Source organism: bacterium (assembly GCA_035281585.1).
In the GTDB taxonomy this organism is placed as follows: domain Bacteria; phylum UBA10199; class UBA10199; order DSSB01; family DSSB01; genus DATEDP01.
In genome coordinates this window covers 1-21,536 of the sequence record DATEDP010000081.1, presented here as the reverse complement: position 1 = coordinate 21,536, position 21,536 = coordinate 1, and the positions used below count along the sequence as shown (strand labels likewise).

Sequence of the window (21,536 nt, the reverse complement as noted above, 5' to 3'; positions counted from 1 at the left end):
TGGCGTTGGAGAAGGAAATGCGCTTCGCGATCCGCGAAGGCGGCCGCACCGTCGGCGCCGGCGTCTGCACCGAGATCATTGAATAATTGTAGGGGCGACCCTTGCGGTCGCCCGTAGCACGAAGGTGATATGGTAGACTGGGCACCCGCAAGGGGTGCCCCTACAGGAAAAAATATGGCTGAAGAAACCCCAGGACAAAAAATCCGAATCCGGCTCAAGGCCTTCGACCACAAGTTGTTGGACCAGTCGGCTTCCGAAATCGTCGACACCGCCAAGCGGACCGGCGCTCGCATCGCGGGTCCGGTTCCGCTGCCGACCAAGATCGAGCGTTACACGGTCTTGCGTTCGCCCCACGTCGACAAGAAGTCGCGCGAGCAATTCGAGATCCGCACCCACAAACGTTTGTTGGATATTCTCGAACCGACCCAGCAGACCATCGACGCCTTGATGAGGCTCGATCTGTCCGCCGGCGTTGAGGTCGAGATTAAGATGGTATGAGCACCAAGAAGACGGTCAAACCCGGCCTGATCGGGAAAAAAATCGCAATGACCCAGATCTTCGCGGAAGGCGGCGACTACTATGGCGCCACCGTCCTCCAGGTCGGGCCCTGCATTGTCACCCAAGTGAAGAACGCCAAGAGCGACGGTTACAGCGCGCTCCAGCTCGGCTTCGGCGAGCTCGAGTTCCGCCGGGTCAACCGGGCCCAGCGCGGCCACTTCGAGAAGAAGGGCCTCCGCGCTTTCCGCCACCTCAAGGAAGTGCGCGTCCAAGACGCCGAGGGCTTCAAGGTCGGCCAACAGCTCGGCGTCGGTGCCTTCGAAGTCGGCCAGCGGGTCGACGTCACCGGCGTCTCCAAAGGCAAGGGCTTCCAGGGCGTCATCAAGCGGCACCATAAAGCCGGCGGCCCGGCGAGCCACGGCTCGACCTTCCACCGCAGCACCGGTTCGATCGGTCAACGGACCTATCCCGGCAAGGTCTTCAAGCTGATGGGCCTGCCCGGCCACATGGGCGATGAAAAGGTCACGGTCCGCAATCTCAAGATTTTGAAGGTCGATACCGAGCGGAACCTGCTGGTTCTCAACGGCGCCGTTCCCGGCGGCGAGAATGCGATTCTCTTGATTCGCACCTCCAACCCCGAATTCGAAAAGCGGCTCAAGGCCCAGGCTCCGGCCGAGAAGGCCGAGGTTGCGCCTGAAGCCCCGGCGGAGAATGCGCCGGCTGAAGGAAATGCGGAGGTGGCTTCGTGAGTACCCTAGCTCTCTACAATCAATCCGGTAAAAAGGTTCGCGACGTCGAAGTCGCCGAGGCCCTCTTGGCCGGTCCGATCCGCAAGTCGCTCCTTTACTATGCGGTTCGCAACCAGCTCGCCAATCGCCGGGCCGGCACCCACTCGACCAAGACCCGCGGCATGACCAGCGGCTCGACCAAGAAGATCTACCGCCAGAAGGGCACCGGCAATGCCCGCCACGGCGACGTCAAGGCGCTCTCGGTCGGCGGCGGCCGGATCTTCGGGCCCCATCCTCGGGATTATAGCTACACCATGCCCAAGGCCGCCAAGCGCCGGGCGCTCCAAACCGCGCTGGCTCTCAAGAACAAGGAAGGCGCGCTGCGAGTCGTCGAAGCTCCGGCTTGGAAAGAGATCAAGACCAAGCAGGCGGTGGAATTTTTTAAAGCCCTCGAGAGCAAATCCGCTCTCCTGGTCATCGCCGCCGGCAACGAGACCATCGAGCGCTCGGTCCGCAACTTGAAGGGCTTCAAGGTGATCCGGGTCGAAGGCCTCAACGTCTACGACGTGTTGAAGTACGACCACCTGCTAATTAGCGAAGATGCCCTCAAGGCCGTCACCGAGCGGGCCACGGTGCAATAAGGAGCAGCAAGGCTGGACTTGCTCCAGCCGCGCAGCAAACTCGAAGAGTTTGCGAAGCAAGAAAGACGATTTATGGAAATTCATCAAATCATCCGACGTCCCCTGGTCACCGAGAAAGGCACTCAGCTGCGCGAGCTGCGCAACCAGTATCTCTTCGAGGTCGACGACCGGGCCAGCAAGACCCAGGTCAAGGGCGCCATCGAGAAGCTTTTCAATGTGCATGTCGAGGACGTGAAGACTTTGAACGTCCGCGGCAAGATCAAGCGCGTCGGCCGCAGCGTCGGCCAGCGCTCCAACTGGAAGAAGGCCTACGTGACCTTGCGCGAAGGCGAGAAGATCGAGTTCTTCGAAGGGGTTTAAGCCATGGCAATGAAAGAATACAATCCGATCACCCCGGCCCGACGCGGCATGAACGGTTTCGATTTCTCGGAGATCACCAAGACCAAGCCCGAGAAATCGCTGCTCGACAAGAAGAGCCGTTCGGGCGGCCGCAATAACCATGGCCGGATCACCACCCGCCACATCGGCGGCGGCCACAAGAAGCGCTACCGGATCATCGATTTCCGACGCGACAAGAAGGATATCCCGGCCAAGGTCGCGGCGATCGAGTACGATCCCAACCGGACCGCCCGCTTGGCCCTGTTGTTCTACGCCGACGGCGAGAAGCGCTACATCATCGCGCCGCAGTCGTTGGTCGTGGGCCGCACCGTCATCGCTTCGGAGTCGGCCGACATCCTCCCGGGCAATGCCTTGCCGCTCAAGAACATCCCGGTCGGCACCAACATTTACAACATCGAGCTCAAGGTCGGCAAAGGCGGCCAGATCGCCCGCAGCGCCGGCACTTTTGCCCAGCTCATGGCCAAGGAAGGCCGTTACGCTCTGGTCAAGATGCCCTCGGGCGAGGTCCGCAAGGTCTTCATCGACTGCATGGCGACCATCGGCGAGACCAGCAACCCCGAGCACGAGAACATCACCTGGGGCAAGGCCGGCCGGACCCGTTGGCGCGGCATTCGGCCGACGGTCCGCGGTATGGTCATGAACCCGGTCGATCACCCCCACGGCGGCGGCGAAGGCTGCAGCAAGGGCGGCAACCATCCCTCGAGCCCCTGGGGCACGCCGGCCAAGGGCTACAAGACGCGCCAGAACAAGCGCACTCAAAACATGATCGTGAAGGATCGTCGTTCGAAATTATAAGGAAACGTTATGCCTCGTTCGTTGAAAAAAGGTCCCTGGGTCGATCGCTCGCTGCAAAAGAAGGTCGACGCCCAACAGGACCAGAAAAGCAAGAAGGTGATCAAGACTTGGTCGCGCCGCTCGATGGTCACGCCCGATTTCGTCGGCCTGACCTTCGCCGTCCACAACGGCCGCAAGTTTATCCCGGTCTTCGTCACCGAAAACATGGTCGGCCACAAATTGGGCGAGTTCGCGGCGACGCGGACCTTCCACATGCACTCCGGCGACCGTAAGGCCAAGGAGACCAAATAATGTCGGCCACCGCACGCATCAGCTATCTGAGAGTGGCGCCGCGCAAGGCCCGGCTGGTCGCGGATTTGATCCGCGGCAAGGGGGTCCAGAAGGCGCTCGATATCCTCTCGTTCACCAACCGCTACGTCGCCAAGGATTTCAAGAAGCTGCTTCGTTCGGCCTTGGCCAATGCCGAGCAAAAGGGCGGGATGGATCCGGACAACCTCATCGTGAAGACGGTGATGGTCGACCAAGGGCCGACCCTGAAGCGTTGGCAGGCCCGGGCCCGCGGCTCGGCCTTCAAGATCGAGAAGAAGACCAGTCACGTCACTTTAATTTTGGCGGAGAAGTAGAATTATGGGTCAGAAAGTTCATCCCATCGGATTTCGAGTCGGTATCACCAAGCCCTGGCTTTCGAAGTGGTACGCCAAGCGCAACTACGCCGAGTTCCTCCACGAGGACGTGAAGTTCCGCCGCGAAGTGAAGAAGAAACTCTATTCGACCGGCGTCTCCAAGGTCGAGATCGAGCGGGCCGCCCGCAAGGTGAAGGTGATCATCCATACCGCGCGTCCCGGCCTGGTCATCGGCAAGAAGGGCGCCGGGATCGACGCTCTCCGGGCCGAGCTGGCCAAGAAGAGCTCCTGCGAGGTCTTCCTCGACATCCAGGAGGTCCGCAAGGCCGAGATCGACGCCCAGCTGGTCGCCGAAAACATCGCGATGCAGCTCGAGCGCCGGGTGGCTTTCCGCCGGGCGATGAAGAAGGCCGTCCAGTCGGCCCAGAAGTTCGGCGCCAAGGGCGTCAAGGTCATGGTTGCCGGCCGCTTGGGCGGCGCCGAGATCGCCCGGACCGAGTGGTACCGCGAGGGCCGGGTTCCGCTGCAGACCCTCCGGGCCGACATCGATTACGCGACCGCCGAAGCCAACACGACTTACGGCGTGATCGGAGTCAAGGTTTGGATCTTCAAGGGCGAGATCTTGGGGCCGGTCGAGACCCAGGCCACGCCTTTCCAAGCGAGCACGACGCCGGCTCCGGCCGCGCCGGCCGCCGAATAAACGGATTAAACGATTAGGAACGCATTATGTTGATCCCAAAGAAGGTCAAATACCGAAAGCAGCAGAAGGGCCGGATGCGGGGCAAGGCCTATCGCGGCTGCAACCTCAACTTCGGCGACTTCGCGATCCAAGCCACCGACTGCGGCCGCCTGACCTCGCGCCAGATCGAGGCCGGCCGTATCGCGATCAACCGCTGCATCAAGCGCGGCGGCAAGGTCTGGATCCGGGTCTTCCCGGACAAGCCGATCACCAAGAAGCCGCTCGAAACCCGTATGGGTAAAGGCAAGGGCAACCCCGAAGAATGGGTGGCCGTGATCAAGCCGGGCCGGATTATCTACGAGATGGAAGGCGTCACCGCCGACATCGCGTTGGAGGCCCTGACCCTGGCCAAGCACAAGCTGCCGATCAAGACCAAGATTTTGACCCGGGAGGGATACCGTGACGCCAAGTGAGATCCGCGAGAAGAATTTGAAGGAACTGACGGCCCTCGAGAAGGACCTCCGCGAGGAGCTGTTCAAGCTGCGCATGCAGAACGCCACCGGCTCGCTGGAGAAGTCCCACCGCCTCAAAGAGGTCCGGCGGGACATCGCCCGGGTCCTCACCGTGGCCAAGCAGAAGAAGGCCGCTGAAAAAGGAGCGAAGGCTTAAGTATGGCTGAGAAGAACCACAAAAGAAAAACCAAGATCGGCACCGTCGTCAGCAACAAGATGCAGAAAACGGTGGTCGTTTCGGTCGACCGGCTGGTCATGCACCCCGGTTACAAGAAATATTACAAGCGCCGTTCCAAGTTCAAAGCCCACGACGAGAAGGGTGCCTGCCAGGTCGGCGACGTGGTCGAGCTCATCGAGAGCCGTCCGCTCTCCAAAACCAAGCGCTGGGCGGTCCACTCGATCGTCAAGAAGGAAGGCGCGAAGGGGTAAGCCATGATTCAACAGCAAACCATCCTCGATTCCGCGGACAATTCCGGCGCCAAGAAGCTGATGTGCATCAAGGTGCTCGGTGGAACCCGCCGCAAGTACGCCAGCATCGGCGACATCATCGTCGTGTCGGTGAAGGAGGCGCTGCCCGACTCCAAGGTGAAGAAGGGCGACGTCAAGAAGGGGGTCATCGTCCGGACCCGCCGCGAAATCCAGCGGACCGACGGCTCTTACATCCGCTTCGACCAAAACTCGATCGTCCTGATCAACGACGCCGGCGAGCCGATCGGGACCCGCATCTTCGGGCCGGTCGCCCGCGAGCTGCGCGCCAAGAAGTTCATGAAGATCATCTCGCTCGCCCCGGAGGTCATCTAATATGCCAGCGATCCGCAAGAACGACCAAGTGATCGTGATCACCGGCAGCGACAAGGGCAAGGTCGGCCGGGTCCTTCGGGTCTTCCCCAAGGAAAGCCGAGTGCTGGTCGAGAAGGTCAACGTGGTGAAGCGCCATTCCAAGCCTTCGGCCAAGAACCGCCAAGGCGGGATCGTCGAGAAGGAAGCGAAGATCCATATCTCCAACGTGATGCTGCTCGATCCCAAAAAGTCCGAGCCGACCCGAGTCGGGTCCCAAGTGGGCAAGGACGGCAAAAAGGTCCGGGTCAGCAAGAAGAGCAAGGAAGTCATTGCGAGCGCGAGCAAGTAGAAAGAAAAAGGCAGGTTCCCGTGGCTAAATCCACCTACGCAGAAAAATATAAGAATGAAGTCATTCCGGCGCTGATGAAGGAATTCAACTTCGCCAACGTCATGCAAGTGCCGAAGCTCCAGAAGATCGTCATCAATATGTCGCTCTCCGAGGCCCTGCAGAACTCCAAGGTCCTCGACACCGCGGCCGAGGAGCTCAAGACCATCACCGGTCAGAAGCCGGTGATCACCAAGGCTAAGAAGTCGATCGCGGCCTTCAAGCTCCGCGAAGGCCAGAAGCTCGGCGTCATGGTGACCCTGCGCAAGGAGCGGATGTACGAGTTCCTCAACCGGCTCTGCAACATCGCGCTGCCCCGGGTCCGCGACTTCAAGGGAATCAGCGGCCGGGCCTTCGATGGCCGCGGCAATTACACCCTGGGCATCACCGAGCAGATCATCTTCCCCGAGATCAACTACGACCGGATCGACAAGATTCGGGGAATGAACATCACCATCGTGACCACGGCCCAGAACGACGAAGAGGGCAAGGCGCTCTTGAAGCACCTCGGCATGCCCTTTAGGAATTAAAGGAAAGAATATGGCTAAAACCTCCCTCATGGTCAAAGCGTCCCGGAAGCCGAAGTTCAAGGTCCGGGGCTACAATCGATGCGGTCTTTGCGGCCGGCCCCGAGCTTACTTCCGTAAGTTCAAGATGTGCCGTCTCTGCTTCCGCAAGCTGGCCCGGCAAGGCGAAATCCCGGGCGTGACCAAGGCAAGTTGGTAATTTTTTGGAGAACGCAAGATGACTGATCCCATCGCAGACATGCTCACCCGAATCCGAAACGCCGTGACGGCGCGTCACGAAGTCGTGGAGATCCCGGCTTCAAAGATGAAGATCGCCGTTGCCGAGCTGCTCAAGGAAGAGGGCTTCATCAAGGATTTTCACGTGGTCGACTACAAGAACCAAGGCAAAATCTTGGTCACCTTGAAGTACCGCGGCAAGAACCAATCTTGCATCGTCGGCCTCCGCCGATTGAGCAAGCCCGGTTGCCGCCGTTACGTCGGCTATCAAGAGATTCAACCGGTCCTGAACGGCTTGGGAGTCGCGATTCTCTCGACTCCCAAGGGCGTGCTGACCGACAAGAAAGCCCGCGAGTTGAAAGTGGGCGGCGAACTCCTTTTAAGCATCTGGTAGGAAACTATGTCCCGTACAGGTAAAAAAGAAATTCCGATCCCGGATAAAGTCAAGATCAAGCTGACCGGCCAAAAGGTCGACGTCGAAGGCCCGCTCGGCAAGCTGAGCCGCGAGGTCCATCCGGCGATCAAGGTTGTCCAGCAGGACAAGGTTCTCGTCCTCCAAAGGAGCGATGACGAGCCCAACACCCGGTCGCTCCACGGCCTTAGCCGGGCCTTGGTCGCCAATATGGTTCACGGCGTGAGCGAAGGCTTCACCCGCGAGCTCGACATCACCGGCGTCGGTTATCGGGCCGAGGTGAAGGGCAACGACCTCAACTTGACCTTGGGCTTCTCCCATCCGGTGATCTTCCCGATCCCGGGCGGCATCAAGATCGCGGTCGATAAGCAGACTCACCTGGTCATCAAGGGCCAGGACCGCGAGCTGGTCGGCCAAGTGGCCTCGGATATCCGCGACCTGCGGCCGCCGGAGCCTTACAAGGGCAAGGGAATCCGTTATTCCGACGAAGTGATCCGCCGCAAGGCCGGTAAGACCGCGGCGGGAGGTAAGTAATTATGAGCAAGAAAATCGAAGGCCGCCTGCGCCGCAAGCAGCGCATTCGCAAAAAGATCACCGGGACCACCGAGCGGCCCCGCCTCACGATCTACCGCAGCCTGAAGCACATTTACTGCCAGGTGATCGACGACGTGACCGGGAAGACCATCGTCTCGGCCTCGACCAACGAGAAAGGCCAAAGCGAGGGCCGGAGCAACAAGGCCGGCGCCGTCGACCTGGGCAAGCGGATCGCCGAGAAGGCCAAGGGCGCCAATGTCGCCAACGTCGTTTTCGACCGCAATGGTTACATCTATCACGGCTGCGTCAAGGCTTTCGCCGATGCCGCCCGCGAAGCCGGATTGCAATTTTAAGGAACGGAACAGGAAATACCTATGGCAAGAAGACTTGATTCCAACGAAAGCGAATTGACCGAACGCCTGGTCAGCATCAACCGGGTCGCCAAGGTCGTCAAGGGCGGGCGCCGCTTCAGCTTCAGCGCCTTGGTCGTCGTCGGAGACGGCAAGGGCCGGGTCGGCTCGGGCTTGGGCAAGGCCAACGAAGTTCCCGAAGCCATTCGCAAGGCCACCGAACAGGCCAAGAAGAGCATGGTGCCGGTCGCGGTGATCAAGGGTTCGATCCCTCACGAAATCCTCGGCAACTACGGCGCCGCCAACGTCCTGCTCAAGCCGGCGGCCGAAGGTACCGGCGTCATCGCCGGCGGCGCGGTCCGAGCGGTCGTGGAATCTGCCGGCATCCACAACATCTTGACCAAGACCATCGGCACCAACAATCCGCACAACGTCGTCAAGGCGACGATCAACGGGCTGACCCGGCTGCGCTCGATCGACCAGGTGATGGCCGCGAGGAGGGCTTCCTAATGGCCGGTTTTCTCAAAGTCGAATTGATCCACGGCGCCATCGCCCGCGATCAGCGCCAAAAAGACACGCTCCGCGGCCTCGGCCTCCGTCGCCGCCACCAGCAGCGGGTTTTGCAGGACACTCCGGCGATCCGCGGGATGATCCGCAAGGTCTTCGACCTGGTGAAGTTCGAAACCGTGGCCACGGGCGCCAAGCCCAAGCGCGAAACGGTCGTCACTTACAAGCTCGGTCCCAAGCCCAGCGAGAGCAAAGCTTTGTCCAAGACCCAGCAGCGCAAGGCGAAGGCCGCCGAAGCCAAGGCTTCGGGCGCCAAGCCGAAGAAGGCGGCCAAGGCCGCCGCCGCGAAGCCCGCTGCCAAGGAAAGCAAGAAGCCGGCCGCCAAGAAGCCGGCCAAGAAATCGAAGGAATAAGCCATGGGTAAATTTTTAAGCGAGATGAAGGCGCCGCGCGGCGCCACCAAAAACAAGAAACGCTTGGGCCGGGGCGATGCCAGCGGCCATGGCGGAACTTCGACCAAGGGACATAAGGGCCAAAGGGCCCGGGCCGGCGGCTATCACAAAGGCCCGACTTTCGAGGGCGGTCAGATGCCCTTGGCGCGGAGGCTTCCGAAGCGTGGCTTCACTAACATCTTCCGCAAGGAATATGCCGTGCTCAACTTGGGCGACCTCGAGGGCATCCCGGCCGGAACCGTCGTCGACGCCGCTTATCTCAAAACCAACCGGAAGATCCGCAGCCTTCGCGACGGGATCAAGATCCTGGGCGACGGCGAGATCAAGGTGGCCTTGACCGTGGTGGCCGACAAGTTCTCGGCTACGGCCAAGGAAAAGATCGAAAAGTCCGGCGGCACCGCCAAGCTCGTTCAAGCGGCCTCCTAAACAAGACGGAGCATCATGTCGAGTCTCGGAAACATCACCAAGCTCCCCGAACTGCGCAAGCGCATCCTTTTCACCATTTTGATGCTCGGAGTCTACCGGCTCGGCGTCTATGTGCCGACTCCGGGAGTGAATCCCGAGGCGATCCAGCGGCTGGTCAGCCAAGGCACGGTTTTCGGGATTTTCAATCTCTTCTCGGGCGGCGCGCTCGAGAATTTCTCGGTCTTCGCCCTGGGCATCATGCCCTATATCAGCGCCTCGATCATCTTCCAGCTCCTGACCGTCGTCATCCCGGCTTTGGAAAAGCTGCAAAAGGAAGGCGAATCCGGCCGCAAGAAGATCACCCAGTGGACCCGCTACGGCACCATCGTCTTGGCGGTCATCCAGGGCTTGGGTATCAGCTATGGCCTCGAGAAGCAGGGCGTCCTCCTTCCCCAGGTCGGCGGCATTTCCTTCTACGTCCTGACCGTCGTCACCCTGGCCAGCGGCACCGCCTTCATCATGTGGCTGGGCGAGCAGATCACCGAGCGCGGCATCGGCAATGGAATTTCCTTGATCATCTTTTCCGGCATCGTGGCCCGGATTCCCAGCGCGATGCGCGACGCCTGGACGACCAAAGAGCAATTCGGCAGCTTGCTGGGCTTCCTGCTGCTCCTGGCTTTCATCGTTTTGGTCATCGGCGTGATCATCTACTGCGAACGCGGCCAGCGCCGGATCCCGATCAACTATGCCAAGCGGGTGGTGGGCCGGAAGATGTATAGCGGCCAAACCAGCCACTTACCCTTGAAGATCAACACCTCCGGCGTCATCCCGCCGATTTTCGCGTCTTCTTTGATCCTCTTCCCGGCCACCATCGCCCAGTTCGTGCAAAACCCCAAGATTCAGGCCTTGGCCAACAGCTTGGCTTCGGGCTGGCTCCACACCGCGCTCTACGTCAGCCTCATTATTTTCTTCTGCTATTTCTACACCGCGGTGACTTTCAATCCGGTCGACGTCGCCGATAACATCAAGAAGTATGGCGGCTTCATCCCCGGCATCCGCCCGGGCAAACCGACCGCCGACTACATCGATAAGGTCCTGTCGCGGATCACCTTGGGCGGGGCCCTTTACGTCGCCGCGATCTGCGTTCTCCCTGAAATTTTGATCACCCGCTTCGGAATTCCCCAATCGCTGGCCGTCACCTTCGGCGGCACTTCGCTGCTGATCGTCGTCGGCGTCGCGATGGACACCGTCGCTCAAATGGAATCCCACCTCCTGACCCGAAATTACGAGGGCTTTCTTGGCGCCAAAGCCGGTAAGTTCAAGGGCAGAAGGGCGGCGCTCCGATGATCCTGATCCTGTTGGGAGCGCCGGGCGCCGGCAAAGGCACCCAGGCCAAGCTGCTCCAGGAGAAGCTCAAAATTCCTCAGATTTCGACCGGCGACATGCTTCGGGCGGCCAAGCAGGCCAAGACCCCCTTGGGCGTCGAAGCCGAAAAGTTCATGAACGCCGGCCAGCTGGTGCCCGACGAGGTCGTCATCAGCCTGATCCGCGAACGGCTGAAAGACCCCGACACCCGCGGCGGCTTCATCCTCGACGGCTTCCCCCGGACCGTGGCCCAGGCCGAAGCCTTAGGCCAGCTGCTGGGCGAGCTGGGCCGAAAGCTCGACGTGGTCCTCAACCTGGAAGTTCCGGAGCAAGAATTGGTCGAGCGGCTGACCGGCCGGCGGACTTGCCCCCAATGCGGCGCCGGTTATCACCTCAAGTTTTCGCCGCCCAAGAGCGACGAGATCTGCGACCGCTGCGGCAGCTCCCTGATTCAGCGCGAGGACGACAAGGAGGCGACGATTCGCCACCGCCTCAAGGTCTACAACGACCAAACCGCGCCCTTGGTGAAGTATTACGAGAAGGCCGGCCAGCTGAGGCCCAGCGGCGGGATCGGATCGACCGAGGAGGTTTTCCAGCGCCTGCTGTCGAGCCTGCCCCGCGGCTAGGGCTGGCGCCGGGGACGCCGAAAGTTTAAGATAATGGCCCTGAAAAGTAGCAAGGGGCTTTAGCCCCGCTCTTCAAGCGAGGATCGACAGCGGGGCTAAAGCCCCTTGCTACTGGTGAATTGGTGATTACTCTTAAGTCAAAAGATGAGATCGAGAAGATTCGCCGAGCCGGGCAGGTGGTGGCCGAGGCCATCCTCTATGTCGCCGAAGCGGTGAAACCGGGGGCGACCACCCTGGACATCGACCGGCTGGCCGAAGAGTTCATCGTCGGCAAGGGAATGATCCCGGCCTTCAAGGGAATGTATGGCTTCAAGCACACCCTTTGCCTCTCGATCAACGAGGAGGTGGTCCATGGGATCCCCTCCAATAAGCGGATCTTGAAGGAGGGGGACATCCTGGGGGTCGATTGCGGGGCCGTCTACGAGGGTTTTTATGGCGATAGCGCCCGGACTATCCCTTGCGGGAAGGTCAGCCCCGAGGTCCAAAGGCTGATCGAGGTCACCCGGGAGTCGCTGAACCGGGGCATCGAGCAGATGCACCCCAATAAGCGGCTCTACGATATCGGGGCGGCGGTCCAGGCCCATGCCGAGGGAGCCGGCTTCAAGGTGGTCAAGGAATACGTGGGCCATGGGATCGGCCGGGCCTTGCATGAGGACCCTCAAGTGCCCAATTACGGCACTCCGGGCACCGGCATGAGGCTAAAAACCGGGATGGTCCTGGCCATTGAGCCCATGGTGAACATTGGGGGCGAAGAAACGTACATTTTGGAGGACGGCTGGACGGTGGTAACCAAAGATGGCAGTTATTCCGCCCACTTCGAGGATACCATCGCGATTACGGAAAATGGGCCGGAAATCTTGACTCGTTTGGAATAAATGGGTATAGAGCCGGACCTTTTCGGAAAGGGCCTTTCGAAGCTTGTAACCACTTGATATGTCAAAGGAAGAATCCATCGAGGTCGAGGGGGTCGTGCTAGAGCCGCTCCCCAACGCCATGTTTAAAGTGAAGCTCGAAAACGGCCATCAGGTGCTGGCACACATTTCTGGAAAGATGCGCATGCATTTTATTAAGATCCTTCCCGGAGATAAAGTGAAGCTTGAGCTTTCGCCTTACGATCTCAGCCGCGGCCGGATCACCTATCGCGCGAAGTAGAAAAGAGAATTTTATGAAAGTCCGTTCCTCCGTCAAAAAGATTTGTCCGAAGTGCAAGGTCATCCGCCGCGAGGGAGTCCTCCGCGTGATCTGCGAAAACCCTCGGCATAAACAGAAGCAAGGATAAGCTAAAGCATGGCACGCATCGCGGGAGTCGATCTCCCTAGCAAAAAACGCATCGAAGTCGCGCTCCAGTATGTCTTCGGCATCGGCAAGAGCCGCGCGAAAGAAATCCTGCGGGAGACCAAGATTTCCCCCGATCTCCGGGCCGAGAAGCTGAGCGACGCCGAAGTCGCCCAGATCCGGGCTTACATCGACGGAAATTTCAAAGTGGAAGGCGACCTTCGCCGCGACGTCTCGATGAACATCAAGCGTCTCGTCGATCAGGGAACCTACCGCGGACAGCGCCACCGCAAGGGCCTCCCGGCCCGCGGCCAACGCACCAAGACCAACGCCCGGACTCGCAAGGGCCCGCGCAAAACCGTGGCCGGCAAGAAGCAGGCGCCTTCGAAGGGATAATGAAACATGGCTAAAGAAGAAAAAGCGGCGGCGGCCTCCACCGAAGCGGCGGCCAAGCCCGGCAAGAAGATTAAAAAGAAGAAGAAGGTCCGCAAGAACATCGCCATCGGCGTCGTTCACATCAATGCGACCTTCAATAACACCATCGTCACCGTCACCGATCCTTCCGGCAACGTCATCGCTTGGAGCACCTCCGGCGCCAAGGGCTTCAAGGGCTCGCGCAAGAGCACTCCCTTCGCCGCCCAGATCGCGGCCGAAGACGCCGTTCGCAAGGCGATGGAGCACGGGCTGCGCAGCGCCAGCGTTTTGGTGAAGGGACCGGGCTCGGGCCGCGAGTCGGCCTTGCGGGCCATCGCCAACGCCGGTGTGCGGGTGACCAGCATTCGCGACGTGACGCCGATTCCGCACAACGGCTGCCGTCCGCCCAAGAAACGCCGAGTTTAACCGAGGAAATCATGGCTAGATACAACGAATCCGTTTGCCGACTTTGCCGCCGCGAGGGCCTGAAGCTCTTCCTGAAGGGCGACCGCTGCTACACCGACAAGTGCGCCATCGAGCGCCGGGCCTATCCGCCGGGCCAGCACGGCCAGGCCCGCAGCAAGTTCTCGGAATACGGCACCCAGCTGCGGGAAAAGCAGAAGGTGAAGCGCATCTACGGTTTGCTCGAAAAACAATTCCGCCTGACCTTCGGCGAGGCCGAGCGTCAAAAGGGCGTCACCGGCGAAACCTTGCTCAACCGCCTGGAGTCGCGGCTCGACACCGTCGTTTACCGGGCCGGCTTCGCCAACAGCCGCAACGAGGCCCGGCAACTGGTGCTCCACGGCCACTTTTCGGTGAACGGCATTAAGGTGAATACGCCTTCTTATATCCTGCGGTCCGGCGACACCGTGACCCTGCGGGAGAAGAGCAAAAAGATCGATCGCATCGTGAAAGCCCTCGAGGCGGTGGACCGCCGCGGCGTTCCGTCCTGGCTCGAGCTCGACAAGAACGCCTGCAAGGCGAGCTTGAAGGCGACCCCGGTGCGGGCCGAGATGACGCTGCCGATCACCGAGCAGCTCATCGTCGAACTTTATTCCAAATAGTTGAAATCGCAAAAGCGGAGGATCCAGCGACATGACCAACGCTATCGTCGCAAAAAATTGGCGCAGCCTGATTAAACCCAAGATCTTGGAAGTCGAGAAGGAAACCCACACCTCGACCTACGGCAAGTTCGTGGCTAAACCATTGGAACGGGGCTTCGGCCTCACCATCGGGAACGGCCTGCGCCGGATCCTGCTTTCCTCGATCCAGGGAGCCGCCGTCACCTCGATCAAGATCGACGGGGTGCTCCACGAGTTCTCGACCGTCCCCGGCGTCAAGGAAGACGTCGCCGACATCATCCTCAACCTCAAGGAGCTGAAGCTCAAGCTCCATACGGTGGATGAGGAAGTCATCCGGATCGAGGCCAAGGGCGAAAAGGAAGTGAAGGCTGGCGACATCTTGACGACTCAAAACGTCGAGATCCTCAACCCCGACCTCCACATCGCGACCCTGTCGCCCGATGCCAAGCTCAACATGGAGATGAAGGTCAAGATCGGAAAAGGCTACGTTCCGGCCGAGTTCAACAAGAGCGAGTCCGACAGCGTCGGCGTCATCGCGATCGATGCGCTGTTCTCGCCGATCACCAAGGTCAACTACAACGTCACCAACGCCCGCGTCGGCCGTTCGACCGATTACGACCGCTTGACCCTGGAGGTCTGGACCGACGGCAGCGTCCTGCCCGAGGATTCGGTGGCTTACGCCGCCAAGATCCTCAAGGATCAAATGTCGATCTTCATCAACTTCGAGGAAGAGGTCGAGCCCGAAGTCATCGAAATCTCCGACGATCGCCCCAGCTTCAACGAGAACCTGAGCAAGCGGGTCGACGAGCTCGAGCTTTCGGTTCGCTCGGCCAACTGCCTCCAGAACGCCAACATCAAGTATATCGGCGAGCTGGTCCAGAAGAGCGAGAGCGAGATGCTCAAGACCAAGAATTTCGGCCGCAAATCGCTCAACGAGATCAAGGAGATCCTTCAAGAGATGGGTCTCGGTCTCGGCATGAAGGTCGAGGGCTGGAACGCTCCCAGCACTCAAGAGGAAATCGCGCCTCCCACCGACGAGGCCTAAGATTCAGGAATAGAAGGTTATGCGCCATCAAGTACGCAAGAAACGCTTTGGACGTCACAGCTCGCACCGCATCGCGATGTTCCGCAACATGGTCACCTCGCTGATCGAGGCCGAGCGCATCACCACCACCTTGGCCAAGGCCAAGGAGCTCCGCCGCTTCGCCGAGAAGATGGTGACTTTGGCCAAGAACGGCTCGCTCCATGCCCGCCGCCAGGCGGCGGCCTATGTCCGGGGCTCCTCCGCGGTCCAGAAGCTCTTTGCCGAGCTGGGTCCCCGCTTCAAGGAGCGCCAGGGCGGCTACACCCGCATCCTCAAACTGGGCAATCGGCTGGGCGATGGCGCCGAGATGGCCATCATCGAGTATTTGGGTTACCAACCCCGGGTGAAGAAGGCCAAGACCGAAGCTCCGGCCGCCGACGCCAAGGCTGAGAAGAAAGAAAAGCCGGCGAAGCAAGAGAAGGCCGAAAAGAAAGAAAAGGTCGAGAAGAAGGCCAAGGCCGAGAAGAAGCCGGCAACCAAGAAGGAAAAGGCCGAAAAGCCCGAGAAAAAGAAGGCCGAAAAAAAGAAGGAAAAATAAGCCGTCCTTCGATAGAAATTGAAACGCCCCGCCTCGCGGGGCGTTTTACTTTGCGCCCCTATGATGAAGTGGAGAGTTTTCCTATTTGCGATCTTGCTAGCCGTGGCCGGTACCGGGCTTTATTTGACTTTGTTCCACCGCCCCGAAACCGGACCCAAGATCGGCGCCGGCGCGCCCGATTTCACGCTTCCCGGCCGCGACGGCAAGCCGGTCTCGCTCGCCTCTTTTCGCGGCCGCCCCGTCCTGCTTAACTTTTGGGCCACCTGGTGCGGGCCCTGCCAGCAGGAAATGCCTTCCTTGGAGGCGCTGTACCAGCGCTATAAGGATCGTGGTTTCGTCATCCTCGGCGTCAGCCTCGACGAGGAGGGCTGGCCGGTGGTGGAGGATTTCCTGAAGCGGGTGCCGGTGGATTTTCCGCTCCTGCTTGATTCGGCCCAGGCCGTCAGCGACGCTTATCAAATTTACCGAATTCCCGAAACCTACTTGATCGATGCCGAGGGTAAGATCGTCGACAAATTCGTCGGCCCGCAAGACTATAACCAGGAGATCTTCTACAAGAAAGTGGAGCGCACGCTGTCATCCCCAGACTTGTAGGGGCGCCCCTTGCGGGCGCCCGTCTACCATCCATTGTTCGTGCGCAGGGCGGGCGCAAGGCCCGCCCCTACTAGAATGACGCTGCTTTGTTGCTTTTGGCGGCGATCTGGTTGTGAGCGTCGACCAGGACCACCTTGGGCTCGTGGGCGGCGGCCTTTTCCTCGGCCAGCATCGTGAAGGTGGAGATGATCACGACGTCGCCCTTCTTGGCCAGGTGGGCCGCGGCTCCGTTGATGCAGACGGTCCCCGAGCCGCGGGGGGCCGGCAGGGCGTAGGTCTCGAAGCGGTTGCCGTTGGTCACGTCCCAAATGTGAACATGCTCGTGGGGCAGGATGTCCGCGGCCTCCAGCAGGTTGACGTCGACCGAGACGCTGCCCTCATAATGAAGGTCGGCGTCGGTCACCGTCGCCCGGTGAATTTTCGATTTGAGTAGACTGCGGAACACCTCCTCAGCCTAATATGCCCCGAGAAAGGGTGTCAAGCCGGCACGATGATTAGGAAATTCCTTCAACGCGCGTCCAATATCGCCCATAGCCTGGGGCATTTCGGCCGTTTGGGCAAGACGGCGGCGACCCGATCCTTCTTGAAAAAGGAGAGAAAAAAGCTCTTGGTCAAGCTCGGCGAGAGGGCCATGAGTTGGCTGGAGAAGCACCCGGAGAGCTCGCCCGACCTGCAGCGGGTCGTGGCTCAGATCCATAAGATCGATGAGTTGCTTTCGCGGGAAGATTACGGGGGCGGGCAGGGAGTGGATTTCTCCCGGCCCGCCAAACGCAAATCCAAACGAGCCGAATGACGGCCCGGAGGGAGCATGAAGCCGACCCGCCTTTTTCTTGCCCTGATCGCCCTGATAACCGCCTGCTCCGGCGCCGACCCGATTGATTCACCGGCCCCCGATCCCAGCCCTGCCGACCAAACGACACCTCATTTTCTCCAAGCGCCCCGGCTGACTTTGGCCCCCAACGAAGACACGCCGCTGGCCGCTTCCTTGGAAGCCCTGACCGACGAGCCGGCCTCGATCGAAGTGGAGGTGAGCGATGGTCAGAGGACCTGGAGCATTCCGGCATCGTCTCTGGCCGTATCGCATCGCTTGACGCTCCTGGGTTTCAGCCCGGGAAAAAGCCACCAGATCCGGGTGCGGGCCCGGGATGAGGCCGGCAACCTTGGCGAATGGCCCGAAGCCCTCGAGGCCGTGACCGAGCCCTTACCGGTCGGTTTTCCCACCTTCACCGTTCAAAGCGATCCGGAACGAATGGAGCCGGGGATCACCTTGTTTCGGATTCGCGGCCGCGAAGCCCAAGCTTCGTTTGGAACCTATATTTTGGCCGTCGATGAAGTGGGACGAATCGTCTGGCTCCATCGTGGCGATGCCACCGACGTGAAAAAAAGCTCGGATGGAAACCTGCTCATTCTCGGCGGTGGAAGCATTCGCAAGATCGATTTTTTGGGAAACGTCCTCCAGGAATGGGGAACCGAATCCGACCCCGGCGGCCCCGGAGCGATTCCCATCGCCAATCGCGGCTTTCATCACGAAGTGCTGGAGATGTCCGATGGGAACTTGGTCGCCTTGGGCTTGGAGGCCCGGGCCTTTTCCGATTATCCCTCCAGCGCCAGCGATCCGGCCGCGCCCACCGAAACCGCCAACGTCGTCGGCGACGTCGTCGTGGAATTCACGCCGGGAGGAGAAATCGTCCGGCAGCATCGGCTGCTCGACATGATCGATCCCTACCGGATCAATTACTCGTCCTTGGGCGGCATTTATAACGCCCAGTTCCCCGAGCTCGCCGGCGGAACCCGCGATTGGTCCCATGGCAATGCGGTGGTCTATGACGCCGAAGACGACTCTTTCCTGGTCTCGATGCGCCACCAAGATGCGGTGGTGAAGTTCCGGCGCTCGACCGGCGAGCTGATCTGGATCTTGGGGCCCCACGAAAACTGGGACTCGGCGGCCTTTGGGTCTTATTTGCTGGCCCCGCTGAACCAGCAGCCGGGATTTTTTTGGCCCTACCATCAGCACGCCCCGATGATTTTGCCGAATCGGAATATCCTGCTCTTCGACAACGGCAATTTCCGGGCATCGCCCTTCGACGCCAAGCTCCCGGACGAAGAGAACTACAGCCGGGCCGTCGAATACCGGATTGACGAATCGGCGATGACCATCGAAAAAATCTGGGAATACGGCGAAGAAGAGGGGATCTATGCCGATTTCGTGGGTGACGCCGACTACCTTCCCCAGACCGGGAACGTTCTCATTGCTTTTGGCGGAATCAAGACTCCCGAGGGCTACCGGGCCAGGCTGATCGAGGTGAATCGGAGCGGCGCTCCCGAGAAGGTTTTCGATCTTTCGCTGAACGAGCCCCATTTCTTCGTCTATCGAGCGCTCCGCTACCCTTCGCTTTAAGAGGCTCGAAAGGTTCATAATTGGCTAGACGACTGTTCGGATTTCTTGGAAAATTGCCGGGGATAATCGGTAAAACGTCACTATTTGGGGGTTCTGGGGAATGAAAAACTCGTCGCTCACCTGGGGTGCATTTCTAGCTTTCACTCTTTCCATGCTGTTGGTTGCTCCGCTCAAGGCCAATGGGCTGAAGCCCTGGCCACTGCTTTTGGAGCCGACTCAGCGCTTCACCCTCTATGGGGCTAACCAGGACGTGGTCTATGATCGGGTCACCGGGCTCCTCTGGGAGCGGAGCCCCAGCGGAACCAGCAATATCAGTTGGACCAACGCGGTCGACGGCTGCATCAGCAAGGTCTATCCCGGCGACATCTTCACTATCGGCTCCACCGGTGGATGGCGCTTGCCGACGGTCGAAGAGTTGACCAGCCTCCAAAAGCTGGTGTTTTACGATGACCATGGCCAAGGCACCGATGAGTACCGTTATGCGCCCAGCTCGGATCTCTTCGAAAACGTGGATGGTCTCTACTGGGCTTTCACGACCTATCCTTTCTCCGGTGTGGTGAGTAATCCCGATCAGGCTTACCGAGTTGCTTTCGGCACCTTTTCTCCGGCGCTCTCGCCGGACCTCAAGACGGATTCCAGCGCCAAGCGCTGGTGCGTCTACGGAGGATCGAATCCGGTCCAATTCTTCCATCCGGCGCCCTGACGGCCGGTTTAAGCCCTGGATCACTTGATCAACTGTGGGGATTTGTCTGACATAAGACATTTTTTCCGATTCCTCTAAAGTGCCAATCTAACGCGATAATTTTCGCTGGTGGCGAAAGAAGCCACTTTCGACGCTTGGCCGTCGTTGGCCTTGTCCATAAAGTCAAATAATTCTAATAACTTAACTTCATCACCGGCTGGTCTTCCTTTTGCTTGGCACTTCTCACCATGAAAAAACATCTATTGGGAATTTTCTTCGCCCTGAGCGTCGCCGCCTGCGGTGGCGGGAGCGTTCAAGGTCCAAATCAACCGCCGGCGGATCCCTCGAATCCCGGAACCGCCGAAGAAGCCTTGGCCAAGGGTCTGGAGGCCTTCCGGAATCGCGACTTAGCCGGCGCCCGGGACGCTTTCTGCAAGGAGCTGCCCGACGAGCCCAACGACTCCCGGCTGGCTTTCGGCTGTTTCTGGGCCAAAACGATGCTGCTGCCGGCCAACCCTGCGCTGGCGGCGATCTTCGGAGTCTTCGGCGAGGATTTTGCGGTCGACGTCGACTACTATGGGCCGGCCGGGGTTTTCACGAACCTCGAGCTGGTGGATCGGCCGGGCGGCGACTTCTTTCCGCAATTCAACTACGTCGAATTCGATTTGCCCTTCGCCCAGCGGATGAGGGAGACTGAAATGGGCTCGGTGCTTTCAACCTTGATCCAATTGGCCTTGGACCACGGCGTTTCGCTTCGCGACCTTCAGGGGATGATGGAGGACTTCATTCCGGTCCTCGAGGAGCTGGCGGTTCTCAGCGTCCCGATTCTCGCCGATCCGGCCTTCTCCTTCACTTTGCCCAAGGAGCTCTTCCATCGGGACTCCGACGTCGAAGTCACGCCCAACGACACGGTACTCTTCACGGCCGCGGTGGAGGCGACGATCTTCAAGCTCCAGCTTCTCACCGCCTATGACTTCGGCGTGGACCTCGGTAAATCGCTGTTCGAAGGCGCCGGCATCGATGAGAAGTCTCTCTTGGAGGACTTGAACGGCAGCGGCGCCACCGTCCACGGCAAGACGATGGATACGGTGGCTTTCCTGACCTTGATCGACGGAGAGCGGATCACGGCCTCGAAAGACCGATTTCTGCGGGCTTGCACTCTGGCCAAGCAGGGCCTGGCGCAGTTGGAAGCGGGTGAGCTTTCAGCCTTCTTCACTCCGGCCCGCGGCGAGAGCTCACTGAAGGAGCCGATCGAATTGATGGAGGATCTCATCGCCTCCAGCACCCAGGGCTTGACTCCGCTGCGCCTGATCACCTCGCAAGCGGTGGGGTTGAATCTCCTCCAATTCTTCGCCCATCCACCCGACGCGGCGGCCATGTCGACGGGTGCCGGTGACCCATTCGTCCTCTCGGGCGATCGGCTAACCGGGGTGGAAAGCTATTTCCGGGCATTCTTCGACGGGATCTTGAGCTTCTAAGGGCCATGAAAAAAACCGCCCTCTGGGGACAGCTCATTTTTCTTCTCTTCCTGGGGCGAGCCGCCCTGGCGGCTCCGGGGCCGGTCGATTTCGCGCGCGGGGCCTTGCGCGACCTAAGCTTGGCGCGGAAAGAGGCGATCCAGTTGCGGGTGGAGCGCTACTATGACTTCTCGGCTCTCTTCGACCGGGCGACCCAGGATTTCCAAGCCAAGCTCAGCCCCGAGGAGTCGGCGCGATTGCGCCGGCTCTTCGTCGAAGCCGTCACCCGCGGATTGGCGGGCCAAGCCGACCGTTGGAACGGAAAAAGGCTGAGTCGGGCCGAGTTCTCACTCGAGCGACAAGAGGGCCGCGAATCGGTTGTCGCGATACGAGGCCTGGTCGATCGGCGGCCGGTTCGGATCGAATGGACCTTGGCGCCGAGCGGCGCTTCTTTCAAGATCGTGGATTTGGCGGTGCAGGGGGCTTTGCTGAGCCGCAACTATCGCGGACCCTTCAACCGCATTTTTCGGGTCGAAGGCTTCTCCGGTCTGGAGCGGAGAATGAAGAGGAATGTGGAG

37 protein-coding genes and 1 pseudogene are annotated in these 21,536 nt (G+C 60.1%); 37 read left to right on the top strand and 1 reads right to left on the bottom strand.

What is annotated here, in order from left to right:
- The first annotated feature begins 174 nt into the window (after positions 1-174).
- The 32 genes and pseudogenes from rpsJ to VJR29_06430 all read left to right on the top strand — a co-directional run bounded on the left by rpsJ (position 175) and on the right by VJR29_06430 (position 16,421).
- Complete coding sequence (gene rpsJ, locus VJR29_06585) at positions 175-498, top strand: 30S ribosomal protein S10 (GenBank protein ID HKY63066.1); 324 nt, start codon at positions 175-177, stop codon at positions 496-498.
- Positions 495-1,130 (top strand): annotated as a pseudogene (gene rplC / locus VJR29_06580) (50S ribosomal protein L3). Before rpsJ ends, rplC begins: the two are co-directional and overlap by 4 nt.
- A 113-nt stretch (positions 1,131-1,243) precedes the next feature.
- The gene (gene rplD, locus VJR29_06575) at positions 1,244-1,867 is read left to right on the top strand and encodes a 50S ribosomal protein L4 (protein HKY63065.1); all 624 of its coding nucleotides are present in this window, start codon (positions 1,244-1,246) and stop codon (positions 1,865-1,867) included.
- Positions 1,868-1,939: 72 nt separating this feature from the next.
- On the top strand, positions 1,940-2,227 hold the full coding sequence (locus VJR29_06570; protein ID HKY63064.1) for a 50S ribosomal protein L23: 288 nt from the start codon (positions 1,940-1,942) through the stop codon (positions 2,225-2,227).
- Between the two features lie 3 nt (positions 2,228-2,230).
- The gene (rplB, locus tag VJR29_06565; GenBank protein HKY63063.1) at positions 2,231-3,061 is read left to right on the top strand and encodes a 50S ribosomal protein L2; all 831 of its coding nucleotides are present in this window, start codon (positions 2,231-2,233) and stop codon (positions 3,059-3,061) included.
- A gap of 9 nt (positions 3,062-3,070) precedes the next feature.
- A complete protein-coding gene (gene rpsS, locus VJR29_06560) occupies positions 3,071-3,352 on the top strand; it encodes a 30S ribosomal protein S19 (protein ID HKY63062.1) in 282 nt (93 codons plus the stop codon).
- Complete coding sequence (rplV, locus tag VJR29_06555) at positions 3,352-3,684, top strand: 50S ribosomal protein L22 (protein HKY63061.1); 333 nt, start codon at positions 3,352-3,354, stop codon at positions 3,682-3,684. The genes rpsS and rplV overlap by 1 nt, the downstream gene beginning before the upstream one ends.
- Before the next feature lie 4 nt (positions 3,685-3,688).
- Entirely contained in the window at positions 3,689-4,384 is a 696-nt protein-coding gene (rpsC, locus tag VJR29_06550; GenBank protein HKY63060.1) for a 30S ribosomal protein S3, read from the top strand.
- 26 nt (positions 4,385-4,410) lie between these two features.
- A complete protein-coding gene (gene rplP, locus VJR29_06545; GenBank protein HKY63059.1) occupies positions 4,411-4,836 on the top strand; it encodes a 50S ribosomal protein L16 in 426 nt (141 codons plus the stop codon).
- Entirely contained in the window at positions 4,823-5,032 is a 210-nt protein-coding gene (rpmC, locus tag VJR29_06540) for a 50S ribosomal protein L29 (protein ID HKY63058.1), read from the top strand. Before rplP ends, rpmC begins: the two co-directional genes overlap by 14 nt.
- A gap of 2 nt (positions 5,033-5,034) precedes the next feature.
- On the top strand, positions 5,035-5,304 hold the full coding sequence (gene rpsQ, locus VJR29_06535; protein HKY63057.1) for a 30S ribosomal protein S17: 270 nt from the start codon (positions 5,035-5,037) through the stop codon (positions 5,302-5,304).
- A gap of 3 nt (positions 5,305-5,307) precedes the next feature.
- Positions 5,308-5,676 (top strand): 50S ribosomal protein L14, encoded by a 369-nt coding sequence (rplN, locus tag VJR29_06530; protein HKY63056.1) that lies wholly within the window; start codon positions 5,308-5,310, stop codon positions 5,674-5,676.
- A gap of 1 nt (position 5,677) precedes the next feature.
- Positions 5,678-6,004, top strand: coding sequence for a 50S ribosomal protein L24 (rplX, locus tag VJR29_06525; protein ID HKY63055.1), 327 nt, complete (start codon positions 5,678-5,680; stop codon positions 6,002-6,004).
- A gap of 20 nt (positions 6,005-6,024) precedes the next feature.
- Complete coding sequence (gene rplE, locus VJR29_06520; protein ID HKY63054.1) at positions 6,025-6,570, top strand: 50S ribosomal protein L5; 546 nt, start codon at positions 6,025-6,027, stop codon at positions 6,568-6,570.
- A gap of 10 nt (positions 6,571-6,580) precedes the next feature.
- On the top strand, positions 6,581-6,766 hold the full coding sequence (locus tag VJR29_06515) for a type Z 30S ribosomal protein S14 (GenBank protein HKY63053.1): 186 nt from the start codon (positions 6,581-6,583) through the stop codon (positions 6,764-6,766).
- An 18-nt stretch (positions 6,767-6,784) separates the two neighbouring features.
- On the top strand, positions 6,785-7,177 hold the full coding sequence (gene rpsH, locus VJR29_06510; protein HKY63052.1) for a 30S ribosomal protein S8: 393 nt from the start codon (positions 6,785-6,787) through the stop codon (positions 7,175-7,177).
- Positions 7,178-7,183: 6 nt separating this feature from the next.
- Positions 7,184-7,729 carry a 50S ribosomal protein L6 gene (gene rplF / locus VJR29_06505; protein ID HKY63051.1) on the top strand — a complete coding sequence of 182 codons (546 nt, stop codon included), beginning with the start codon at positions 7,184-7,186 and terminating at the stop codon, positions 7,727-7,729.
- A 2-nt stretch (positions 7,730-7,731) separates the two neighbouring features.
- Positions 7,732-8,082, top strand: a complete 351-nt coding sequence (rplR, locus tag VJR29_06500) for a 50S ribosomal protein L18 (GenBank protein HKY63050.1) — start codon at positions 7,732-7,734, stop codon at positions 8,080-8,082.
- Between the two features lie 21 nt (positions 8,083-8,103).
- On the top strand, positions 8,104-8,589 hold the full coding sequence (gene rpsE, locus VJR29_06495) for a 30S ribosomal protein S5 (GenBank protein ID HKY63049.1): 486 nt from the start codon (positions 8,104-8,106) through the stop codon (positions 8,587-8,589).
- Complete coding sequence (gene rpmD, locus VJR29_06490) at positions 8,589-8,999, top strand: 50S ribosomal protein L30 (GenBank protein HKY63048.1); 411 nt, start codon at positions 8,589-8,591, stop codon at positions 8,997-8,999. The genes rpsE and rpmD overlap by 1 nt, the downstream gene beginning before the upstream one ends.
- A gap of 3 nt (positions 9,000-9,002) precedes the next feature.
- Positions 9,003-9,464, top strand: a complete 462-nt coding sequence (gene rplO / locus VJR29_06485) for a 50S ribosomal protein L15 (GenBank protein ID HKY63047.1) — start codon at positions 9,003-9,005, stop codon at positions 9,462-9,464.
- Between the two features lie 15 nt (positions 9,465-9,479).
- Complete coding sequence (secY, locus tag VJR29_06480; protein ID HKY63046.1) at positions 9,480-10,790, top strand: preprotein translocase subunit SecY; 1,311 nt, start codon at positions 9,480-9,482, stop codon at positions 10,788-10,790.
- Positions 10,787-11,434, top strand: a complete 648-nt coding sequence (locus VJR29_06475; protein HKY63045.1) for an adenylate kinase — start codon at positions 10,787-10,789, stop codon at positions 11,432-11,434. Before secY ends, VJR29_06475 begins: the two co-directional genes overlap by 4 nt.
- Positions 11,435-11,556: 122 nt before the next feature.
- On the top strand, positions 11,557-12,309 hold the full coding sequence (gene map, locus VJR29_06470) for a type I methionyl aminopeptidase (GenBank protein ID HKY63044.1): 753 nt from the start codon (positions 11,557-11,559) through the stop codon (positions 12,307-12,309).
- 58 nt (positions 12,310-12,367) lie between these two features.
- Positions 12,368-12,586, top strand: a complete 219-nt coding sequence (gene infA / locus VJR29_06465) for a translation initiation factor IF-1 (protein HKY63043.1) — start codon at positions 12,368-12,370, stop codon at positions 12,584-12,586.
- Between the two features lie 13 nt (positions 12,587-12,599).
- Complete coding sequence (gene rpmJ, locus VJR29_06460) at positions 12,600-12,713, top strand: 50S ribosomal protein L36 (protein HKY63042.1); 114 nt, start codon at positions 12,600-12,602, stop codon at positions 12,711-12,713.
- Between the two features lie 8 nt (positions 12,714-12,721).
- On the top strand, positions 12,722-13,105 hold the full coding sequence (rpsM, locus tag VJR29_06455; protein ID HKY63041.1) for a 30S ribosomal protein S13: 384 nt from the start codon (positions 12,722-12,724) through the stop codon (positions 13,103-13,105).
- Positions 13,106-13,111: 6 nt separating this feature from the next.
- On the top strand, positions 13,112-13,549 hold the full coding sequence (gene rpsK / locus VJR29_06450) for a 30S ribosomal protein S11 (GenBank protein ID HKY63040.1): 438 nt from the start codon (positions 13,112-13,114) through the stop codon (positions 13,547-13,549).
- Between the two features lie 11 nt (positions 13,550-13,560).
- Positions 13,561-14,187, top strand: coding sequence for a 30S ribosomal protein S4 (gene rpsD, locus VJR29_06445; GenBank protein ID HKY63039.1), 627 nt, complete (start codon positions 13,561-13,563; stop codon positions 14,185-14,187).
- Between the two features lie 31 nt (positions 14,188-14,218).
- Complete coding sequence (locus tag VJR29_06440; GenBank protein HKY63038.1) at positions 14,219-15,250, top strand: DNA-directed RNA polymerase subunit alpha; 1,032 nt, start codon at positions 14,219-14,221, stop codon at positions 15,248-15,250.
- A gap of 19 nt (positions 15,251-15,269) precedes the next feature.
- Entirely contained in the window at positions 15,270-15,827 is a 558-nt protein-coding gene (rplQ, locus tag VJR29_06435) for a 50S ribosomal protein L17 (protein ID HKY63037.1), read from the top strand.
- Between the two features lie 60 nt (positions 15,828-15,887).
- On the top strand, positions 15,888-16,421 hold the full coding sequence (locus VJR29_06430; protein ID HKY63036.1) for a TlpA disulfide reductase family protein: 534 nt from the start codon (positions 15,888-15,890) through the stop codon (positions 16,419-16,421).
- Positions 16,422-16,491: 70 nt separating this feature from the next.
- Here the strand turns inward: VJR29_06430 and panD are convergent, their stop codons facing one another.
- Positions 16,492-16,866 carry an aspartate 1-decarboxylase gene (panD, locus tag VJR29_06425; GenBank protein ID HKY63035.1) on the bottom strand — a complete coding sequence of 125 codons (375 nt, stop codon included), beginning with the start codon at positions 16,864-16,866 and terminating at the stop codon, positions 16,492-16,494.
- 45 nt (positions 16,867-16,911) lie between these two features.
- Here panD and VJR29_06420 point away from each other — a divergent pair, with 45 nt between their 5' ends.
- The 5 genes from VJR29_06420 to VJR29_06400 all read left to right on the top strand — a co-directional run.
- On the top strand, positions 16,912-17,214 hold the full coding sequence (locus VJR29_06420; protein ID HKY63034.1) for a hypothetical protein: 303 nt from the start codon (positions 16,912-16,914) through the stop codon (positions 17,212-17,214).
- 15 nt (positions 17,215-17,229) lie between these two features.
- A complete protein-coding gene (locus VJR29_06415) occupies positions 17,230-18,819 on the top strand; it encodes an aryl-sulfate sulfotransferase (protein HKY63033.1) in 1,590 nt (529 codons plus the stop codon).
- Positions 18,820-18,919: 100 nt separating this feature from the next.
- Complete coding sequence (locus tag VJR29_06410; GenBank protein ID HKY63032.1) at positions 18,920-19,522, top strand: DUF1566 domain-containing protein; 603 nt, start codon at positions 18,920-18,922, stop codon at positions 19,520-19,522.
- 227 nt (positions 19,523-19,749) lie between these two features.
- On the top strand, positions 19,750-20,979 hold the full coding sequence (locus tag VJR29_06405; GenBank protein ID HKY63031.1) for a hypothetical protein: 1,230 nt from the start codon (positions 19,750-19,752) through the stop codon (positions 20,977-20,979).
- A gap of 5 nt (positions 20,980-20,984) precedes the next feature.
- A partial coding sequence (locus VJR29_06400) for an ABC transporter substrate-binding protein (protein HKY63030.1) occupies positions 20,985-21,536 on the top strand: 552 nt, incomplete at its 3' end.

Excerpts from the sequence above, each read along its gene's own strand:
- rpsJ (HKY63066.1), top strand. The coding sequence starts at position 175 with ATGGCTGAAGAAACCCCAGGACAAAAAATCCGAATCCGGCTCAAGGCC.
- VJR29_06570 (HKY63064.1), top strand. The coding sequence starts at position 1,940 with ATGGAAATTCATCAAATCATCCGACGTCCCCTGGTCACCGAGAAAGGC.
- rplB (HKY63063.1), top strand. The coding sequence starts at position 2,231 with ATGGCAATGAAAGAATACAATCCGATCACCCCGGCCCGACGCGGCATG.
- rpsS (HKY63062.1), top strand. The coding sequence starts at position 3,071 with ATGCCTCGTTCGTTGAAAAAAGGTCCCTGGGTCGATCGCTCGCTGCAA.
- rplV (HKY63061.1), top strand. The coding sequence starts at position 3,352 with ATGTCGGCCACCGCACGCATCAGCTATCTGAGAGTGGCGCCGCGCAAG.
- rpsC (HKY63060.1), top strand. The coding sequence starts at position 3,689 with ATGGGTCAGAAAGTTCATCCCATCGGATTTCGAGTCGGTATCACCAAG.
- rplP (HKY63059.1), top strand. The coding sequence starts at position 4,411 with ATGTTGATCCCAAAGAAGGTCAAATACCGAAAGCAGCAGAAGGGCCGG.
- rpsQ (HKY63057.1), top strand. The coding sequence starts at position 5,035 with ATGGCTGAGAAGAACCACAAAAGAAAAACCAAGATCGGCACCGTCGTC.
- rplN (HKY63056.1), top strand. The coding sequence starts at position 5,308 with ATGATTCAACAGCAAACCATCCTCGATTCCGCGGACAATTCCGGCGCC.
- rplX (HKY63055.1), top strand. The coding sequence starts at position 5,678 with ATGCCAGCGATCCGCAAGAACGACCAAGTGATCGTGATCACCGGCAGC.
- VJR29_06515 (HKY63053.1), top strand. The coding sequence starts at position 6,581 with ATGGCTAAAACCTCCCTCATGGTCAAAGCGTCCCGGAAGCCGAAGTTC.
- rpsH (HKY63052.1), top strand. The coding sequence starts at position 6,785 with ATGACTGATCCCATCGCAGACATGCTCACCCGAATCCGAAACGCCGTG.
- rplF (HKY63051.1), top strand. The coding sequence starts at position 7,184 with ATGTCCCGTACAGGTAAAAAAGAAATTCCGATCCCGGATAAAGTCAAG.
- rplR (HKY63050.1), top strand. The coding sequence starts at position 7,732 with ATGAGCAAGAAAATCGAAGGCCGCCTGCGCCGCAAGCAGCGCATTCGC.
- rpsE (HKY63049.1), top strand. The coding sequence starts at position 8,104 with ATGGCAAGAAGACTTGATTCCAACGAAAGCGAATTGACCGAACGCCTG.
- rpmD (HKY63048.1), top strand. The coding sequence starts at position 8,589 with ATGGCCGGTTTTCTCAAAGTCGAATTGATCCACGGCGCCATCGCCCGC.
- rplO (HKY63047.1), top strand. The coding sequence starts at position 9,003 with ATGGGTAAATTTTTAAGCGAGATGAAGGCGCCGCGCGGCGCCACCAAA.
- secY (HKY63046.1), top strand. The coding sequence starts at position 9,480 with ATGTCGAGTCTCGGAAACATCACCAAGCTCCCCGAACTGCGCAAGCGC.
- VJR29_06475 (HKY63045.1), top strand. The coding sequence starts at position 10,787 with ATGATCCTGATCCTGTTGGGAGCGCCGGGCGCCGGCAAAGGCACCCAG.
- infA (HKY63043.1), top strand. The coding sequence starts at position 12,368 with ATGTCAAAGGAAGAATCCATCGAGGTCGAGGGGGTCGTGCTAGAGCCG.
- rpmJ (HKY63042.1), top strand. The coding sequence starts at position 12,600 with ATGAAAGTCCGTTCCTCCGTCAAAAAGATTTGTCCGAAGTGCAAGGTC.
- rpsM (HKY63041.1), top strand. The coding sequence starts at position 12,722 with ATGGCACGCATCGCGGGAGTCGATCTCCCTAGCAAAAAACGCATCGAA.
- rpsK (HKY63040.1), top strand. The coding sequence starts at position 13,112 with ATGGCTAAAGAAGAAAAAGCGGCGGCGGCCTCCACCGAAGCGGCGGCC.
- rpsD (HKY63039.1), top strand. The coding sequence starts at position 13,561 with ATGGCTAGATACAACGAATCCGTTTGCCGACTTTGCCGCCGCGAGGGC.
- VJR29_06440 (HKY63038.1), top strand. The coding sequence starts at position 14,219 with ATGACCAACGCTATCGTCGCAAAAAATTGGCGCAGCCTGATTAAACCC.
- rplQ (HKY63037.1), top strand. The coding sequence starts at position 15,270 with ATGCGCCATCAAGTACGCAAGAAACGCTTTGGACGTCACAGCTCGCAC.
- VJR29_06430 (HKY63036.1), top strand. The coding sequence starts at position 15,888 with ATGATGAAGTGGAGAGTTTTCCTATTTGCGATCTTGCTAGCCGTGGCC.
- VJR29_06420 (HKY63034.1), top strand. The coding sequence starts at position 16,912 with ATGATTAGGAAATTCCTTCAACGCGCGTCCAATATCGCCCATAGCCTG.
- VJR29_06415 (HKY63033.1), top strand. The coding sequence starts at position 17,230 with ATGAAGCCGACCCGCCTTTTTCTTGCCCTGATCGCCCTGATAACCGCC.
- VJR29_06410 (HKY63032.1), top strand. The coding sequence starts at position 18,920 with ATGAAAAACTCGTCGCTCACCTGGGGTGCATTTCTAGCTTTCACTCTT.
- VJR29_06405 (HKY63031.1), top strand. The coding sequence starts at position 19,750 with ATGAAAAAACATCTATTGGGAATTTTCTTCGCCCTGAGCGTCGCCGCC.